The sequence below is a fragment of the Marinobacter sp. MA genome (genome assembly GCF_048298425.1).
In the GTDB taxonomy this organism is placed as follows: domain Bacteria; phylum Pseudomonadota; class Gammaproteobacteria; order Pseudomonadales; family Oleiphilaceae; genus Marinobacter; species Marinobacter salsuginis.
Map to the genome: position 1 here is coordinate 2,791,837 of NZ_CP103058.1, position 17,591 is coordinate 2,809,427.

General features: G+C 58.2%; 17 protein-coding genes. 1 reads left to right on the forward strand and 16 read right to left on the reverse strand.

The window, feature by feature from the left end; translation table 11 throughout:
* Positions 1 to 30 precede the first annotated feature (30 nt).
* The 16 genes from NUW46_RS12925 to NUW46_RS13000 all read right to left on the reverse strand — a co-directional run bounded on the left by NUW46_RS12925 (position 31) and on the right by NUW46_RS13000 (position 16,852).
* The gene (locus tag NUW46_RS12925) at positions 31 to 540 is read right to left on the reverse strand and encodes a flagellar basal body-associated FliL family protein (RefSeq protein WP_418140264.1); all 510 of its coding nucleotides are present in this window, start codon (positions 538 to 540) and stop codon (positions 31 to 33) included.
* 164 nt (positions 541 to 704) lie between these two features.
* Positions 705 to 1,892 carry a flagellar hook-length control protein FliK gene (locus NUW46_RS12930; RefSeq protein WP_418140265.1) on the reverse strand — a complete coding sequence of 396 codons (1,188 nt, stop codon included), beginning with the start codon at positions 1,890 to 1,892 and terminating at the stop codon, positions 705 to 707.
* A gap of 154 nt (positions 1,893 to 2,046) precedes the next feature.
* A complete protein-coding gene (locus NUW46_RS12935; RefSeq protein WP_069183187.1) occupies positions 2,047 to 2,394 on the reverse strand; it encodes an Hpt domain-containing protein in 348 nt (115 codons plus the stop codon).
* The gene (locus NUW46_RS12940; protein ID WP_418140266.1) at positions 2,387 to 4,144 is read right to left on the reverse strand and encodes a PP2C family protein-serine/threonine phosphatase; all 1,758 of its coding nucleotides are present in this window, start codon (positions 4,142 to 4,144) and stop codon (positions 2,387 to 2,389) included. Before NUW46_RS12940 ends, NUW46_RS12935 begins: the two co-directional genes overlap by 8 nt.
* 24 nt (positions 4,145 to 4,168) lie before the next feature.
* A complete protein-coding gene (locus NUW46_RS12945; RefSeq protein WP_418140267.1) occupies positions 4,169 to 4,474 on the reverse strand; it encodes an STAS domain-containing protein in 306 nt (101 codons plus the stop codon).
* A gap of 122 nt (positions 4,475 to 4,596) precedes the next feature.
* The gene (gene fliJ, locus NUW46_RS12950) at positions 4,597 to 5,040 is read right to left on the reverse strand and encodes a flagellar export protein FliJ (RefSeq protein ID WP_418140268.1); all 444 of its coding nucleotides are present in this window, start codon (positions 5,038 to 5,040) and stop codon (positions 4,597 to 4,599) included.
* Complete coding sequence (gene fliI, locus NUW46_RS12955) at positions 5,040 to 6,431, reverse strand: flagellar protein export ATPase FliI (protein WP_418142039.1); 1,392 nt, start codon at positions 6,429 to 6,431, stop codon at positions 5,040 to 5,042. The genes fliJ and fliI overlap by 1 nt, the downstream gene beginning before the upstream one ends.
* The gene (locus NUW46_RS12960) at positions 6,412 to 7,305 is read right to left on the reverse strand and encodes a flagellar assembly protein FliH (RefSeq protein WP_418140270.1); all 894 of its coding nucleotides are present in this window, start codon (positions 7,303 to 7,305) and stop codon (positions 6,412 to 6,414) included. The genes fliI and NUW46_RS12960 overlap by 20 nt, the downstream gene beginning before the upstream one ends.
* Complete coding sequence (gene fliG / locus NUW46_RS12965; RefSeq protein WP_069183181.1) at positions 7,305 to 8,348, reverse strand: flagellar motor switch protein FliG; 1,044 nt, start codon at positions 8,346 to 8,348, stop codon at positions 7,305 to 7,307. The genes NUW46_RS12960 and fliG overlap by 1 nt, the downstream gene beginning before the upstream one ends.
* On the reverse strand, positions 8,341 to 10,044 hold the full coding sequence (fliF, locus tag NUW46_RS12970; RefSeq protein WP_418140271.1) for a flagellar basal-body MS-ring/collar protein FliF: 1,704 nt from the start codon (positions 10,042 to 10,044) through the stop codon (positions 8,341 to 8,343). The genes fliG and fliF overlap by 8 nt, the downstream gene beginning before the upstream one ends.
* A 15-nt stretch (positions 10,045 to 10,059) precedes the next feature.
* A complete protein-coding gene (gene fliE / locus NUW46_RS12975) occupies positions 10,060 to 10,428 on the reverse strand; it encodes a flagellar hook-basal body complex protein FliE (RefSeq protein ID WP_418140272.1) in 369 nt (122 codons plus the stop codon).
* Between the two features lie 251 nt (positions 10,429 to 10,679).
* Positions 10,680 to 12,143 (reverse strand): sigma-54-dependent transcriptional regulator, encoded by a 1,464-nt coding sequence (locus NUW46_RS12980; protein WP_418140273.1) that lies wholly within the window; start codon positions 12,141 to 12,143, stop codon positions 10,680 to 10,682.
* 12 nt (positions 12,144 to 12,155) lie between these two features.
* Positions 12,156 to 13,394 carry a sensor histidine kinase gene (locus NUW46_RS12985; protein ID WP_418140274.1) on the reverse strand — a complete coding sequence of 413 codons (1,239 nt, stop codon included), beginning with the start codon at positions 13,392 to 13,394 and terminating at the stop codon, positions 12,156 to 12,158.
* Between the two features lie 230 nt (positions 13,395 to 13,624).
* Positions 13,625 to 15,076, reverse strand: coding sequence for a sigma-54 dependent transcriptional regulator (locus NUW46_RS12990; protein ID WP_069183176.1), 1,452 nt, complete (start codon positions 15,074 to 15,076; stop codon positions 13,625 to 13,627).
* Between the two features lie 70 nt (positions 15,077 to 15,146).
* On the reverse strand, positions 15,147 to 15,476 hold the full coding sequence (locus NUW46_RS12995) for an SOS cell division inhibitor (RefSeq protein WP_418140275.1): 330 nt from the start codon (positions 15,474 to 15,476) through the stop codon (positions 15,147 to 15,149).
* Between the two features lie 17 nt (positions 15,477 to 15,493).
* On the reverse strand, positions 15,494 to 16,852 hold the full coding sequence (locus NUW46_RS13000) for a DUF1329 domain-containing protein (protein ID WP_305966818.1): 1,359 nt from the start codon (positions 16,850 to 16,852) through the stop codon (positions 15,494 to 15,496).
* A 224-nt stretch (positions 16,853 to 17,076) separates the two neighbouring features.
* On the opposite strand from NUW46_RS13000, the gene NUW46_RS13005 reads away from it, so the two are divergent.
* Positions 17,077 to 17,589 carry a DUF6586 family protein gene (locus tag NUW46_RS13005; protein ID WP_136631535.1) on the forward strand — a complete coding sequence of 171 codons (513 nt, stop codon included), beginning with the start codon at positions 17,077 to 17,079 and terminating at the stop codon, positions 17,587 to 17,589.
* Positions 17,590 to 17,591 lie beyond the last annotated feature (2 nt).

Sequence of the window (17,591 nt, forward strand, 5' to 3'; positions counted from 1 at the left end):
TCCTGCCCCTGAAGTACCTTGGCCCGTGCGCTATTGCACGACGAAATTTCTGAATAACACCCGTTTGATCGCGGGCTCGCCTTCCTGCTCCAGCACCTGATTCACCGTAGTCAGCATCCGGTCGGCCAGGCTGCTCCGCCCCTCGGGCGTCTGCAATTCATTGAAGTCGCTGCTTCCAAGAACCGTGACCAACTGGCTTCGAATCAAGGGCATATGCAATTTGGCAGCTTCCAGCGCCTGCTGATCTGTTGACTCGAGCGCCAGATAAACCTGGGCGTAGCGCTGGCGACCCTCCGCCTGAACCGTGGTAACGATGGCTTTGTCGATCTGGTGATAGCTACTGGGAATGAAGGTTTCCTCTGCAACCTCTTCCGACTCACCGTCGTCGCCACCCATACCCGGCAAGCCATCACCGAGAAACCAGAGGGTGCCCACCACGGACAGTACAATCGCCAGAATGACCACCACAACCAGCATGATGATCAGCTTCAGTTTTCCTTTCTTGGCGGGCGCCGCTTCAGATTCGTTATTTTCAGCCATAGTCTTCGATTTGCCAGAAATCCGTCAGACGGAGCGTTTTCCGTGACTTTTCAGGATAAGATGCAAAGGACGGGCCAGAACACCCAACCTTCCCGTTCAGAACAGCAGTTTAGCGTTGCCGGGAAGGATGGGCAAAAGAGATTGGGGGGGAATTTTCAGGAGTGTCAGGCGAAGATGTCCACTTCGCCTTTCCAGCTCAGATCAAGGCTACCGGTATTGGCATTGTCATCTTCATGATCGCCAGCGACGAGGGACGTCGAATCTGCCTCGGAGCCGTCACCGCCTCCGGTTCCCTGTTCGCCGGTCTGCTGCCTGGGCGAGTCAGACACATCAAAGCCTGCCAGTGACAACCCCTGCTCACCCAGCATGTCTCGGAGCCGATGGGAGTGAAGTTCCAACTGATCCCGGACCACCGGATTCGCAGAATGGACAGTAATGTTCGCCTGCTCGTTCTGCACCCTAACCTTGACCTCCATGGGCCCCATGTCCGGCGGAGTCAGGTGGATTTCAGCAACCGACATATTGCGGGCGGTCAACCAGCTGAGCTTGCCGACCAGTTTGTCGCCCCATTCAGCGTGGCCGACCGGCACGTCGATCGACGTGGCATAACCTCGCAGGGGCGCAGCGTTCTCGCCTGCCAGCTTGGCTGCGCCATTCGCGTTATTGGCCACCTGCTGGGAGACAAGATCCATGGCTGACTGGAATCGGCCAGACCCCATCAGCGAGCCCGAATCCGGATTCCGACCCGAATCGGTGAGTACCGACGCTTTCATAACATCTGTCAATGTGGCATCGCCAGTGACGGCACCGGCCGAGGTCTGCCCCTTCTGACCGGACACGGACGAGAGAACGCCATTAAACATGCCGGCAACCGCAGTTGCCTGCCCCGTCCCGCCAGCCGACACACTGGCGCCGGTTCCAGCGCCGCTCACCGAAACGACGGCTTCACCGGAACGGCCAGCCTGCGGCCCCAGTAATGACTGTAACTCGGCAAAGGTCAGTGGCAGTGCGGTGGGCTCTGCTCCGGCTTCATCGCTGGCAACGGGCACGTCACTGGATTCCCGGGAGTCGCTACCGGAGGCCGCATCAGGCTTCTCGCCAGACTTTGCGCTGGCATTGGCATCGGGTTTTGTATCCGACGCATCGTCACGGGCAGACCGGGTTTCATCAGCAGACTTTGCATCGGCGTTGCGATCCGCTCTCTGGCGGTCCAAACGCTTCTGCTCTGCCTGGGAGACAGATTCAAAATCGTTTTTTCTGTCAGCCGGATCCCGGCTGGCTCCGGATTTCGACGGGCCGGAATCCTTTTGAGTCCCGGGCGAGGGAGTTTGGGGGAGAACCATCTGGGCCATGGCAACCTCTTGCCGCTTTTATCGCATCGTCGCCCTCACCTTGCCGGACTTCGCCGGTGTTTGGGCGGTTAATCAACTCTATGCGAAAGACTTAGCAATTGTGATGCCAGAGCACATGGGCGCTTTATGGGGGAAGACCTCCTGTTGACGAAAATTACCGGGCCATCAATCCATCAAGGCCATGAATCACCTGCGCGAATTCCTGATCGATATCATTCAATAGATCCGGCGCATCGCCCAGCCTGGACTCTTTTCCAGCCATCTCGGCCTTGAGACAAATTTCGCCAAGCCTGGGTGCACCGATATTGATGCAACTGCCCTTGAAACTGTGGGCTGTCTTCGCGAAGGCGTCGCTATCCTCTGCCTCGAGCGCTTCCCGCAGCGCCCGGATTCTGTCCCGGGAATCTGCCAGATAGGTCTGTATCAGGACTTCGAATTCATCCTCCATGACGTCCCGAAGTTCAGCCAGCGCCTCCTCGTCCAGGTGTGGTTTATCAGTCATCTCGATCCTCCGCTGTACGGGCGAACTGCCAATCATAAACAATTTCAACATGATTGCCCTGTTCATGAAACCTGATGGTTTCAGCCAGACGTTTCAACAGCAGCAGGCCCCGCCCTGCATAACGCCCGCCTTTCGCCGGGGAGATACCGGAAGCCACACTGGGGTGATTCCGGAAATCAAACCCCTGACCACTGTCCTCGCAAACAACACGAAGCCTGCCGCCATCCGGTTTCAAGGAATGATGCAGCGTAAACCGGATGTAGTGACCCTCTACGTTGGCCAGCCTCCGGTTGCGCTCGGCATAGTAACGGCCAAACCCCTCGGGCGAGTGCTTCCAGTCTGAGGGCAGCTCCAGAACGCCGTGTTCCAGTGCATTGTTGTAAAGTTCCGCCAGCAGGGTGTAGATTTCGCCGCTTTTCCGCCGAAGGCCAGGCACTTCCATGCAGATATGAAGCAACAGAGGCAAGGGACTGAATTCTCCGAGGGTCCTTTCCCGGATTTCATAGGTGCAGCGCCACTCCGCCGGCCCTGCAAGCGCGGACGGTGCGGCACGATCTGGCAGGGGCGCTAGCCCTGCCTCGTCCATCATTTCCAGAGAGCACAGCGTCAGATCGTCGCCATCCTCAAAGTTGCCGGTAAACCTGTGAACCGCCGCCATCATGGCGTCGAACGGGTGATCACCCGCTTCCAACTGATCAAGTGTTCCAGTCACACCCTGCTCGCCAAAAACGTTGCCCTCGCTGTCGGCGGACTCCAGAAACCCGTCGGTCATCATCAACACCCGGTCACCCGGTGCAGCTCCGACCCTCTCGAACTCGGCATTGAACTGATCCGGCGACAGGATACCGAGGGGCAAATGTCGTGATGGTAATGCCAGGTGCTCTCCTGAGGGCCGGATTAGCCAGCCATCCGGGAGCCCACCGTTCCAGATCTGAACCTGATTGAGCTTGAAGTCCGCCTCTATCATGGCGCCACAACAGAACATCCCGGTGGGCAGAATTCGTTTGAGCTTCTGGTTAATCTCGCGCAGTACGTCCTCACCATTAAAGCCCTTGTTGGTCATGCCGTAGAAGATCTCGGCAACCGGCATGGCCCCAATCGCCGCCGGCAGACCGTGGCCGGTGAAATCCCCCATAAAAATCAACATTCCGCCCGCGGGCCGGGGCGAAGCAAACAGCACATCGCCGTTGAAGATGGACTGAGGGGAAGCGTGATAGCGAATGCTGGCGGCGTCGAGGCAACCCGAGTGGGCCACATTATCGAACACCCGCTTGGCGATCTCCTGTTCCTCGGTGAGCTGGCGATTGCGCTCACGGATCAGATCGCGCTGGTCCGACAGGGTCTGGTGCATCAGCCGCATCCGATTGAACGCCTTGATCTTGGCTTCGATGATAATCCGGTTGTAGGGCTTGCCCAGAAAGTCATCACCACCGGCCTCCAGGCAACGGGCCAGGGCGCCCGCTTCAGACAGGGAAGTCAGAAAGATCAGAGGGACCAGCCGTTCACCGGCCAGAATCTTGATCTGACGGGCAGCCTCCATGCCATCCATGATCGGCATAAGGGCATCAAGCAGAACAAGATCCGGTGCCTCCCGCTGAAATACCGAGACGGCATCCAGTCCATTGGCGACGTCCAGAACCTCGTGCCCGAGCCGTTTCAGGAGTGTTTTCAGGATGAGGCGGTCGCTGTCCGAATCGTCAGCAATGAGTATTCTCAGAGGACTGCTATGTTCTGCAACGGAAGCATCCATGACTACTCCGGCAGTCCGCGAGCATCAGCGGATGTTGAACAATTGCTCGAAATTGGAGATGGAGAGAATACGCCGTACATCGTTGTTACAGTTCTCAATGACGATGCGGGCACTGTCGCCCCCGGCATAATCCCTGAGCAGCAACAACATCCCAAGGGCCGAGCTGTCCAGATAGGTGGTGTCCGACAGGTCCACAATGTAGTTTCGGACATCCGGGTCACCGTGCTCATAGGCATCCCGGAACGCCTGGTGGGTGCTGAAATCAAACCGGCCCTCGATACTGATAACAAGGGTCTGACCGTTATCATCACGGCGGGTCTGAATCGGCATTCCTCAACCTCCCAGGGTATCAAGAGCAGCGTTTAATCGGCGGTTTTCACCGATCCTTCTTCGGGTAAGGATAGCTGAGTGGACTGACTTTGCATCCGTTTTTGCTTGATGTGGAGCAAGATTCAGCGTCGACGGCGAGAAAAGGCCCGCCCGGCCGCCTCATCCGAGAGCTTTTGTTCGCGAAGATCCTGCTCTCTCTGCTCCTGTTGCCGACAGGTTTCTATGTATTTTTCCATGCCGCGACGCCGCTCCCAGGCCTGCTGCCATTCCTGTTTGCGTGTCTCAAAAACCTGTTCGGCCTGCTCCAGCTGCTTCTGCTGCTGCCGTATCACCTGGTCCAGCTGCGCAATAAAGGCCTGCCAGGCCTGTAGACGGGACACCTGCACCACGCCCTGCTGGCTGTTGCGGATCTGGTCCCGGTACTCCTGCTGGTAACGGTTCAGGTTCTGCACCTGTTCGCGCTGCTGTTCGGCCAGCTTACGGGCCTCACCCATTCTCTCCAGCGCTTCCTGTTCCTTGCGTTCTTCCAGGGAAAGAACCACCTCCAGCCGCCGGGATCGCAGCATCAGGCATCACCGCCGCCGGCAGAGGGATTGGGAACTGCCGACTTGCGCCGCTCGGGGGAACGACGTTCCGGCACCACCGCCAGCAACTGTTCAATGCTGTCTTTCAAGGGAGCGCTTTCGTTAAGCCCCTGCTGCAAAAACTGGCGCATATTGCCAATGTGGGTGATGGCAAAATCGGTCTCCGGGTCGGAGCCCTTCACGTAGGCGCCCACGGAAATCAGGTCCCGTGCCTGCTGATAACGGGAGTAAACCTGCTTGAAGCGCTGGGCCCTGGAGAAATGCTCGGTCTCGGTAACCTGGGGCATCACCCGACTGATGGACGCCTCCACATCGATGGCCGGGTAGTGACCCTCTTCGGCGAGCCGACGGGACAGTACGATGTGGCCGTCCAGAATCGCGCGGGCGGCATCGGCGATCGGGTCCTGCTGGTCGTCACCCTCGGTAAGCACGGTATAGAAGGCGGTAATCGAACCGCCCCCGGGGCGACCGTTGCCGGTTCGTTCCACCAACTGGGGCAGCTTGGCAAACACTGACGGTGGGTAGCCTTTGGTCGCCGGCGGCTCGCCCACAGCAAGCGCGATCTCCCGCTGGGCCTGGGCGTAACGGGTCAGGGAATCCATGAGCAGGAGCACTCGCTTGCCCTGGTCCCGGTAATATTCGGCAATCCGGGTGGTAAGCATGGCGGCGCGCAGCCGCATCAGGGGGGAGTCATCGGCGGGCGCGGCCACCACCACCGAGCGTGAAAGCCCCTCCTCGCCCAGAATATCCTCGATAAATTCCTTAACCTCGCGGCCCCGTTCACCAATCAGGCCCACGACCGTAATGTCGGCATCGGTAAAGCGGGTCATCATGCCCAGGAGCATACTCTTGCCCACGCCGCTGCCGGCGAACAGACCCAGGCGCTGACCCTGGCCGACGGTCATCAACGCGTTAATCGCCCGAATACCAACATCCATCGATTGGCGCACCGGCGCACGATTCAGGGGGTTGATGATATCGCCGGTGAGCGCAACGCGGGCTTCGGCCTGCAAGGGCCCTTTTCCGTCCAGGGGCTCGCCGCTGCCATCTACCACTCGACCGAGCAACTGGGGCCCGACCGGAACTCGGCTGGCGGCGGAGAGCGGCACGACTCTGGCGCCGGGCTTGAGCCCTTCAATGGCAGTGAGCGGCATCAGGTAAACCCGGTCATCCTCGAAACCCACCACCTCTGCTTCAACATTGCCGGTGTTCTGGCCGAAGATCACGCAGCGGTCACCGACAACCATGGGGCAGCCTACACATTCCAGTGTCAGACCGACCATTCGGGTCAACCGGCCCGAGAGTTCCGGTTCTGGTTCGTTGCCCAGAAAGCCCTGAAAGCGGTTCAGACGGTCAGCGAGGTTCGAGGTCATCACCGTCACCTTGATCTTGCGCCGGCTTTGCGTCGCCTGGGGAATCCCCGGCATCCTGAGAATCCAACACGTCCCGATGGAAACCGGTCAGGTCTTCCATCATCGAATCGAGCTCTTCGGTTTCTCCGCCCTCGCTGTCGTTCATTTGCTGGTCCAGCATGCTCTGAACCGCCCGCTGGAAGCGTTTTTCGACGGTGAAATCCACAAGGCTGTGACGGGTCTCTACCTTGCAACCACCAGGCAGAATGCTGGCGTCTTCAATGACCGAAGCGGAGGCATCCAGGCGCGCGGTCACCTCGCGAACCATCTCACAGTCTTCGGGATTTATATGGATCCGGATATTCTCGGCAGTGGAGGGCAAGGCTTCCATGGCACGGCGAACCACATGCCGGATCTGCGAGGAGTCGATGGTCAGTTCGCGGTAGACCACTGCCCTTGCCAGAACCGTAGTCAGGTTCACCAGAGAGGTTTCCAGCTCGTCCTCGTGCCGTTTGATTGGCTGCAGCAGCTCACCCAGCAAGTGCTCGAGCCGGTCGAGCTTGGCGTCGATCTCCTTGCGGGTGTCATTGTACCCCTGGGTTTGGCCCTGTTCCCTACCCTCTGCCAGGCCGGTTTCCAGTCCTTCCCGGTGCCCTTCTTCCTTCCCGGCCTTCAGACCGTCCTCGTAACCCTGATCCCGCCCCTCTTTAAAACCGTCTTCACGGGCGGCCTGACGAATCTCGTCGATGTCCGCTGCCGTCAGGGGTTTGACCTCGCGCTCCTCCTCCCGGGGCACTTCATTGCCACGGGCATCGAGTAAGGGCAACTCCCAGCGCTCATAGGCGGTCAGCTGCTCCTTGGGAATACGATTGACGTCTCGGCTGGAATCTTTCATTACATCATTTCTTCGCCGGCGCCGCCGAGGGAGATTTCACCGGCCTCGGCCATACGGCGGGCAATGGTAATAATGTCCTTCTGGGCCGACTCAACTTCGCTGACCTTGACCGGCCCCTTGGCCTCAAGATCATCCTGCAGCAATTCTGCCGCACGCTTGGACATGTTCTTGAAGATCTTTTCCTGAACCTCGTCGTCGGCACCCTTGAGGGCCACCACCAGGACTTCCGACGACACTTCCCGCAACAATGCCTGAATACCGCGATCGTCCACTTCCTTGAGGTTATCGAACACGAACATCAGATCTTCAATGGTGCTGGCAAGATCCGGATCCATATCCTTGATGGAATCCATCAGATTGCCTTCAATGCTGCGATCCATGAAGTTCATGATGTCGGCTGCGCGTTTGACACCACCAATACGGCTGGTCTGGGAGGCGGCACCGCCGGAGAACTGTTTCTCGAGAATATCGTTGAGCTCCTGCAACGCCTGGGGCTGGATACTCTCGAGAGAGGCCACCCGCATCATGACGTCAAGGCGCACTTTTTCGTCGAGGGTACCAAGAATTTCGGCTGCCTGATCCGGATCCAGGTAGGAAATGACAATGGCCTGAATCTGAGGGTGCTCGTAGCGGATGATGTCACCCACTGCACGGGGCTCCATCCATTTGAGGGTATCAAGGCCCGTGGTGTTACCACCAATGAGGATGCGATCGATCAGGCTCGATGCCTTATCGTCTCCCAGCGCCTGGGTCAGCATCGTGCGGATGTACTCATCATTGCCAACACCCAGACCGGTCTGGCCGCCCACGGCGTCAACGAACTGATTCATCACATAGGTGACTTCGTCCTTGCTGACGTCCTTCATCTGGGCCATGGCAACGCCCACACGCTGAACTTCCTTAGGCCCCATGTGCTTGAGGATCTCGGCCGCATCCGCCTCGCCCAATGACATCAGCAGAATTGCTGCCTGCTCCACACGCGGGATCTTGCGCTGAGGCTTCTGCGGCTCACCGCCACCCTGTTGATTGGCTTGCTCAGTCATCGACATTCACCCACTGGCGCATTACCTGTGCGACCCGCGCCGGATCCTCGGCAATCAGCCCTTTCAATGCGTTCAGTTGCCTATCATAACCGTCTGTGGCACCCGGCAAAAGCAGATCATCCTGAGCAGACATAGCCTTGCGCAACTCATCTCCGCCCTCGATATCGTCAAGACCACCGTAACCGCCACCGCTGCCAGAATCCAGACCGCGCTCCCGCTGGCCACCGCCCGACAGGCTCTTGAGTGTGGGGCGCAACAACCCAAGCACCAGCACCAGAATGACCAGACCTGCCAGCACCTGCTTCATCAGGTCCCAGAACCAGGGCTGCTCCCAGAAAGCCGGAGCCTCAAATTCAACCGCCTCTTCCGGTGCAAACGCGGTATTCATCACCGTAACACTGTCTCCCCGGGCGGCGGAGTATCCCACCGCATCCCGCACCAGCATGCTCAGACGCTGCAGTTCCTGCTCCGGCCAGGGTTCGTAGCTGACTTCGCCGGTCTGGGGATCAACAATTTTCATATCATCCACCGCAAGAGCAACAGTGACGCGCTTCACTCGCCCCAGTTCCTGGCGTCTGTAGCTGACAGTGCGATCCATCTCGTAGTTCCGCGTTGACTCACGACGCACGTTCACCGGTTGGGGCGCAGCCTCTTCACCATCAGCACCGGCGGCCTGTTCCGGAACAGTGGCATCGGCCGGGGGCTGATTCGCCAGCGCTCCGGGGATGCCGCCCTGGGCACCAGCTGCACGCTGTTCGGTGAGTTCCCGCTCGCTGCGCACCGCTTGCTGTTCGGGGTTGAACAGTTCTTCCGCCTGCTCCACCGAGGAAAAGTCCAGATCTGCCGAAACTTCCGCGCGATAACGGCCATCACCCACAATCGGTGCAATCAATGAAGCCACCCGGCGGGTCAGACGCTCCTCGACCTTCGCGGTGTATTCATATTGATCCGCCATCTGGTCAGCGGTGCTCTGACTCTCCTTGCCGGTCAGCAGATTTCCGTTCTGGTCGACGACGGTGACATGTTCCTTGCTCATCATGGGAACGCTGCCGGCAACCAGATTCACAATGGCGTTGATCTGCTCCTGTTCCGGCCGGCGGCCGGCAAACACTTCGAGGAATACCGAGGCCGACGGATCACGGGCATCACGAACAAAGACCGAGCGCTCCGGAATTGCCAGGTGTACCCGGGCATTCCGGACGCCACGCATACTGGCGACTGTACGGGCCAGCTCCCCCTCAAGCCCACGGCGGTATGAAATGGTTTCCATAAACTGGGAGGTGCCAAGACCGCGTTCCTGATCCAGCAACTCGTAGCCCATGGTTTGACGATCGGTAACACCCTCCGCCGCCAGTTTCAGGCGCGCGTCGTAAACCTGCTCGGACGGTACCAGCAATGCGCCGGTGCGCGGATCCATTTTGTAGTCGATACCGCTGCTGTCGAGGATGCTGGTCACGTCCTGAGGGTTGTAGGAGGAAAGATCGCCAACCACCGGCTGATAGTTCGGTTCCTGGGCCCAGAGCACGACCGCCAATCCCAGCGCTACGCTGGCGGCAAGCCCCACCATCAAACCGATCTGACGCAGCAGATTGAGCCGGTTGAAACCCATGAACAGGTCGCTGCGGCTCTCTGGTGCGTCGCCTTCGCGAGCTGCCGGCATGTTGGAGGCGTTGGATTCTGCAGGTACGCTGGCCATGACTCTGCTCCGTTATCAGATCGGCATGTTCATAATGTCTTCGTAGGCCCGAACCACCCGGTTACGTACCTGGGTCAGCGCTTCGAAGGAGACAGAGGATTTCTGGGCGGCAATCATCACGCGGGTGATATCGACATTCGGATCGCCCATATCGTACGCGGTTCTTAGATCCCCCGCAGTTTTCTGGAGTTCGTTCACGGTGTTCACGGCATTGCTCAGCATGTCGTTAAAGCTGGGCGTTTCCTGGGTTTCCTGAACCTGGCGGGGACCGTCTATGCGGCCACGAACCGATTGATCCTGTTCGATTCGCTGATTCTGCATCATCTGGGAACGCAGGGACCGGATATCGGACAAAACACTGTTAATGTCGGCACGCTGAACCATAACTCTCTCCTGGCTCCGCCCTCCCCGGGACGGATTTGCTCTTGGGGTGCTGTTAGCCCCGATAAAGCAATTGGCAGGCCAACTGGGATTTAATTATATACATCAGGAATTTATAGGATCCCCATTCATTCCAGTTGAAATCAATGACGGACTTTTGACGACAGGCGGGAGGCTTGTAAAAGCATTGACAACAGGAGGTAAAAAAACGGCACCCCGAGGGGTGCCAATGAAGGAGTTCGTTTTGCAGGGGGTCAAACCAAGGCCATTTCAGCATCCAGATCGATACCGGCGTCGCGCATCTGGGCCAGCTTGTACCTGAGCGTACGAGGACTAATCCCCAATTGCTCTGCTGCCCGATTGCGACGCCCGCGCTCTTTCCTGAGTGTCTGAATGATGATACGGAATTCCTGCTGTCGCAGATCATCTCCCAGAGATACCGCGCCCTCCGGCTCTTCGACCTGCCCGTGAGGCGGCTGATCGACAGCGGACATACTGGGCTCTGAACTCTCCGTCTCGCCCGCTGGGTTGGCAATGGGTTCGGCACGCGAAACCGGCTCCAGGCTGCGAAGGTCCGGTCGCCCGGTAATGCCCAGCTCCAGACACAGGTCCCCGGCGTGAATAACATTGCCCTGGTGCAGCACCAGGGCTCGCTGGATTGCGTTGTCCAGCTCCCGGACATTCCCAGGCCACTGATGATTCATAAGCGCGCTCTTTGCGTCCTGGGCGAAGGCAATTCCTGTCAGCTTCATTTTTCGGCAGTGCTTTTTAAGCAGTGACGTGGCGAGCGGCATGATGTCCAGCGGACGCTCCCTGAGCGGCTGCCAGTGCATCGGGAAAACCGTCAGGCGGTAATAGAGATCCTCCCGGAACTTGCCTTCGCGCACGTAATCTGCGAGATCGCGGTTGGTGGTCGCCACCACCCGGACATCGAGACTGATGGTCTTGCGACCTCCAACCCGCTCCACTTCGCGCTCCTGCAGAACCCGCAACAGCTTGGACTGAAGCCCAAGATCCATCTCAGAAATTTCGTCCAGAAGGATAGTGCCACCGTTGGCCTGCTCGAATTTACCGGGCGACGAGGCAACAGCCCCGGTAAAGGCACCTTTCTCGTGACCAAACAGAATGGCTTCCAGCATGTTCTCGGGGATGGCGGCACAGTTTATGGCCACGAAGGGCTGATCCGCCCGTGGGGACTGCTGATGGATATACCGGGCGAGCACTTCCTTGCCAGTTCCACTTTCCCCGGAGATCATGACGGTCGAGTCGCTGCCGGCCACTTTGGTCGCCAGCTGGAACATGCGCTTGCTGATCGGATCCTCGGCCACCGGCTCATCGCTGGCTTTTTCGCGGCCGCCACCCACAATTTTACTGACAGCGTCGACCAGGAACCGTGGCTCGAAGGGCTTCACAAGGTAATCGATAGCGCCGGCTTGCATGGCCGAGACCGCATCGCTGATCTGGCCATAGGCCGTGATCAGCATCATTGGCAAGCCCGGATACAGCCGCTGGACCTCGGACAGCAACTCATGCCCAGACAGGCCCGGCATATTGACATCGCTGACCACCATATCAACCGGGGACTCTGCCAGTCGCTGAAGTGCCTCGTTGGCATTTGACGCTTCCCGCACCCGGAATTTTGCCAGTTCAAGGGTGGTTACCAGCGCTTCCCGCAGGTCATGGTCGTCCTCAACAATCAGAATCTGGGCCTTTGCCATGGTTGCCTCCGATCAGTTTCTGTTACGTAATTGCGGCAGGCGCAAGGTAGCGATGGCGCCACCCTGCTCTGGCGATTCAATGGAAAACCGCCCCTGATGCGCCTTGATGACGGCTTGCACCACCGCAAGGCCGAGCCCCGTACCATGGGACTTGGTTGTGTAAAAGGCTTCGGTTAACCGGGCCGCGTCCGAGTGCTCGAACCCCGGCCCGTTGTCCACAACGCGAATAACCAGCTCGCTGTTCTCCTCGGTTACCCGAACTGCAACCTGGGTCGCTCCGGCCTCAAGACTGTTATTCACAAGATTGGTGCAGGCGCCGACAAGGGCGTCCCGGTTACACATGAGACGGCAGTCGCCGGAAATTTCGTTCTCGAGAGTCACCTCTGCGCCGGGAGCCGGCTTGAGCCCCTCCATTGCGGACGCCAGAGCCGAGACCAGCTTGCCGGCAGACAGCTCCTCTGCCAGCCGGGTTTCGCCCCGGGCGAATATGAGCATATCCCGCACCTGCTGCTCCAGGTGAGTCAGTCGAGACATCAGACGCGAAGCGCAGCGTTGACGCATTTCTTCATCGAGGTCGTCCTGGCTCAGGTGGCCACCATAGAGAATTGCCGCAGACAGAGGCGTACGGATCTGGTGTGCAAGGGATGCCACCATCTTGCCCATGGCAGACAGCCGCTGGGCGTGCGCAAGCTGCGCCTGAAGATGTCGGGTTTCAGTGAGGTCGGTCAGAAGGATCAGCTGGCCAGGCTGGTTTTCCATGGTCCGGATTTCAATGCTGACCCTGCGGCCATCTTTCAGGGATACTTCGTGGCCATCGTCCCGCCGGGGCGCAAAACAGCGATGGATGACATCCACCCACCGGGCGCCGTCCAGGGGTTCCCCGAGAAGCGCAATGGCGGCGGGATTGGTCTGCGTCACCACGCCCTGGCTGTCCAGCACCACCACGCCCGCAGGCAGTGCGTTCAACAAGGTCGACAGACGGTCTGCCAATCGCTCTTTCTCCTCCAACTCCTGCTGACGCTGGAGCGATTCCTGGTTCAACTCGCCGGAAAGCTGGTTCACCCGGGACTCAAGGGTTCGGTAGGAGTCGGTAATCTGTCGCGACATACGGTTGAACAGCTCGAGGGCGGAATCCACCGCCGCGTCGTCCTGCTCCGGGAACAGGGCCGTAACCTTGTCGTTTACATCCGCCGCCGCGTTGGCTTTCGCGCTGCCTGCGCCGGACTGAAGAACAAACTGTGCCTGACTCATAACCTGACTCCCCGATCGGTCCGTCGGATCGGACCTCCTGATTCGGATACTTCGTTTACAGGTCACTAAGCCAGCACCGTGCCAACTTAATTTTTCCTTTATATATCAGCAGGAAAGAGAATCCAGAAAGAGGCGAATGACAATTTTACGTCGGTCAAAAACAGAAACGGCGCCTCAGGTTACGAACCTTTGACGCCGTCTCAAAAACTCGAAAATGCGAACTATCCAGTTCACGAATCCTCGGATTCCTCTTCTCTCAGCCCGTACTTACGCACCTTCTCTACCAGTGTGGTTCGACGAATACGCAGCTTTTCGGCAGCCCTGGCCACGACACCGCCAGCCTCGTCGAGCGCCTGCTGGATCAACTGCTTCTCGAGGTTCGAGAGGTAATCCTTCAGATCGATGCCGTTCACCGGCAGCAACGCAGGGGCATCCAGCCCGACCAGTCCCGGAATACCGGAAGGCATGCCGGTGTCCTCGACCGGACGGTTCTCATCGTAGTCATCCACGTAGCGGAACTTCTTGGGCAACTCCTGTACGCCGATCACACCGTACGGGTGCATGATCGAGAGGCGTTCGACGAGATTGGCCAGTTCACGCACGTTGCCAGGCCAGTCGTGGCGGCAAAGACTCATGATTGCGGCCGAATTCATCCTCAGCGAGCCGCGCTTCTCTTTTTCCATCCGGGAAATAAGCTCGTTGATCAGCAAGGGAATGTCTTCCACCCGATCACGCAAAGCAGGCATCTCAATGGGAAATACATTCAGGCGGTAATAGAGATCTTCCCGGAAATCCCCGGACTCAATCATGTCTTCCAGATGCTTGTGGGTTGCAGCAATCACACGGACATCGGCCGATTGGGTCCGGTTACTACCCACCCGTTCGAAGGTACGCTCCTGCAGAACCCGAAGAATTTTTACCTGCATATTGAGAGGCATGTCGCCTATTTCATCCAGAAACAGGGTACCGCCCTCAGCCATTTCGAAGCGCCCTACCCGGGCTGTGATAGCACCGGTAAAGGCGCCCTTCTCATGGCCAAAAAGTTCGCTTTCCAGCAGTTCGGCGGGGATGGCGCCACAATTTACAGGCACAAACGGCTTATCCCGTCGGGAAGAGTGATAGTGCAGGTTTCGGGCAACCACTTCCTTGCCAGTACCGGATTCGCCGGTGATCAGAACGCTGACGTCCTTATCGGCTACCTGTTCCATCAACTGACGGACCTGCTGGACCTTGCGACTGGTCCCCACGAGACTACGGAAGAGTTGAAGACCGCGCTGCTGGCCTCGCTCCCGGGATCGACTGAACTGATCGCGGAAGACCTGGGCACGGTAGAGCGAATCAACAAACTTGGTGTAATTCAGCGGCCACTCCATGCGGGCAATAATGCGAGCGCCGGCATCTTCGGAAAGGCCTGAGAGTTCGGGGTGTCCAACCAGCAGTAACGGAACGCCCTTAACCGCATTGCAGACTGTGGTAATGGTCTCGGTGACTCCGGCATCTTCGCCGTTTACCACCGCGACCGCGATGTCCGAAAGGCTTTCCTCGTCGCCACTGCTCAAAAGTGCCCTGGCTTCATCGCCGGCAAGGATCTGTTCCTCGCCGATGAACTCAAGAATGGTGACCATGTCCCGCAGTCTTGAATCATCCTCGCTCAGCACCAGCACTTTGTTATTTTTAGACATTCAACCGAATCTCTTGGGGGATTTGTGCGGTATTTAAGACTGTAAGGGCGGCAGAGTCAATTTTATGACGCTATTTCGGTCGATTTGAAGAAACGTTCTGATAGGCCTTCGCTGCGCTGCGATTACGGTTAACACCTTTGAGGCCGTCCTCCGCTTCCTTGCGGGCAATACGCGCGGATTCGTCCGCGGCGTCAATAAACTGCTGCAATTCCTGCAAGCGGAGCCGCACCGGCTCCGCCTCGATCTCACCCGCTTCCAGGGCAACCATCAACGGCTCGACTGCCGGCTTCACCTTCTCATTAAGATTGGCCATCGCTTCCCAGTCTTTATCTGCCAAAGCGCGACCAAGCCTGGCCATCAACTGGTCGAGATGATCAAGGTGCGCTTGCGGGTCTGCCATATCGGCCTCCTTGGTGATCAGCGGCGAGCGGCTCTACGGGCAGCGGAAGCAGTAAATTCATTACCCCGGAACCCCGGGCTGAAATCGTACGCCGGGAAGCCATCATCCAGCCCATCAATGTAGTAACGCTCCGCCTTCAGGTCGTAGGTCATCTCCATGGTAGTCCAGAATACGGGCTCACTGTAATAGCTGATATTGTGGGCCTCCGACACTCGCCACAGGTTGCCTTCCGCATCGTACTCCTCGGATGCCAGAATCTGCCAGCTGTCTTCGTCCACGTAGAACACGCGGCGATCGTAGATGTGGCTGATCCCGGTCCTGCGTTTCGCCTCAACCACCCAAACCCGGTGCAGCTCATAACGGGTCAGTGCCTGATTGATGTGGCCCGGACGAATCACATCATCGGCCTCCACCTGCGGCCCGTGTAGCTTGTAGGCATTGTAGGGTACGAACAGCTCCCGCTTGCCTTTCAATTCCCAGTCGTACTGATTGGGTGCGCCGTTGTACATATCTTTCTGGTCAACCGAACGCAGTGACGATGAGTTCGGCAAGTCCGTCTCATAGGCCAGGTTTGGGGACCTGCGAAGCCGGCGCGAGCCGGAATCATACCGCCAGGCCAGCCTCGGCGAGCGCACCTGATCCAGGGTTTCGTGGACCAGTGTGATGGTGCCGGCCAGCGAAGAGGGTGCAATGGTGTCAGTCTTCAGGTAGAAAATCTTGTTATCGATTTCTGCCAGTTCCGCCCCTTTCTGACTATAGGCAAAGAAATAGTCGTAATCGTTTACCACCGGATTGTACGAACCGTCCCTTTGGGGCGTTGCGGACGCACTACGCAGGGAAATCTCTTCGCCCCGGTAGCGAAGAATGTGGTTCCAGATGACCTCCAGACCGTCTTTGGGGATCGGGAATGGGCTGGTCATAATGGTGTCACGAACACCGTTACCGTTGTCCAGCAACTGAGCTGTCAGGGCATTTTCACGAAACTTGTCGTAAACGTGCTCGGGAAACGCTGCCGTTCGGCGAGTCTGATAGACCGGCATGAAAAAGTCCGGCCCGTACTTGTCCAGCATGGCGATATGGCCATCGGAAAGCTTGTCGCGGTAGAGATGGACATTATCGGCGGTTATGACGAAGAGGGCCTCGTCTTCGGGAAAGGGATCAATTTCAACCTGCCCCTCGCGCCAGCCGTCAGGGGGCGTTGCAAGACCACCGGTCCACTCGGGTATGCTGCCTGACCTGTTGCCGGCCCGTTCGGCTCCAACCGGAGTGAGATCATCACCCAGCCGCTGCGCTTCGGCAGTCGTGACTTTGGACAGAGCCTGTCCGGAAAAACCGAGAAAAACCAGGGCGACACCTGCAACGATGTGGCTTCGCATCCCTTACACCTCCAGAAGTTCATGCTGTTGGGCAGCCGCAACGATCAGAACTCGCACAGCCGGGCGCCTTTTTGCCAAATTCAAACGGTCGTTTCAAGTGAATGTTTGTATTTTATTGTGAAACCTCCCCTGGCAGACAGTTGAAGAAATTTGCCGCCAAAAATGGTATGCTGTCGCATTAATTTTCCGGGGTTGCACCCGCGCTGGGGGATTGAAGGTATTCCATGGCCTCGCAATGGCACTCGCAGGTTTCGCAAAAACTCTTTCTCGCCCGCACTCTGCTGGGGCAACTGGATCGACCAACAGTCGAGGGCGTAGGCCATCCCCCCAATGAAGCTGAACAGGCTTTGCGCCGGGAAGCCGCGATCCAGGGGGCGATCGAGTTACTTCTCAGATCCCGGAAATTATTGCTGGTGATGATTGCCAGGTTGTACCAGAAAAAATCAGAAGAGCCTGACACTCTGGATGAACTGGCCTCGCTGATCGGACCGGAACCGAATGAAATAAGTCGGCTCAGAGACCTGGAACAGCGCTCAGGCAGCTGGTGGAACCATCTGGAACAACTGGAACGCTCTCAGAGCCGACCGCCAGCAACCAAAAAAACCGTGAGCGCGGAGAACATTATTGCGGTAGCCGCCGACACCGGCCCGGATCGCTCCGCGGCGGCCTTGCTGAAAACACTGAATGCCGTCAAACACTTTGCCGACGATCTGGAAGACCAGCACAGCGAGTGGTGAAC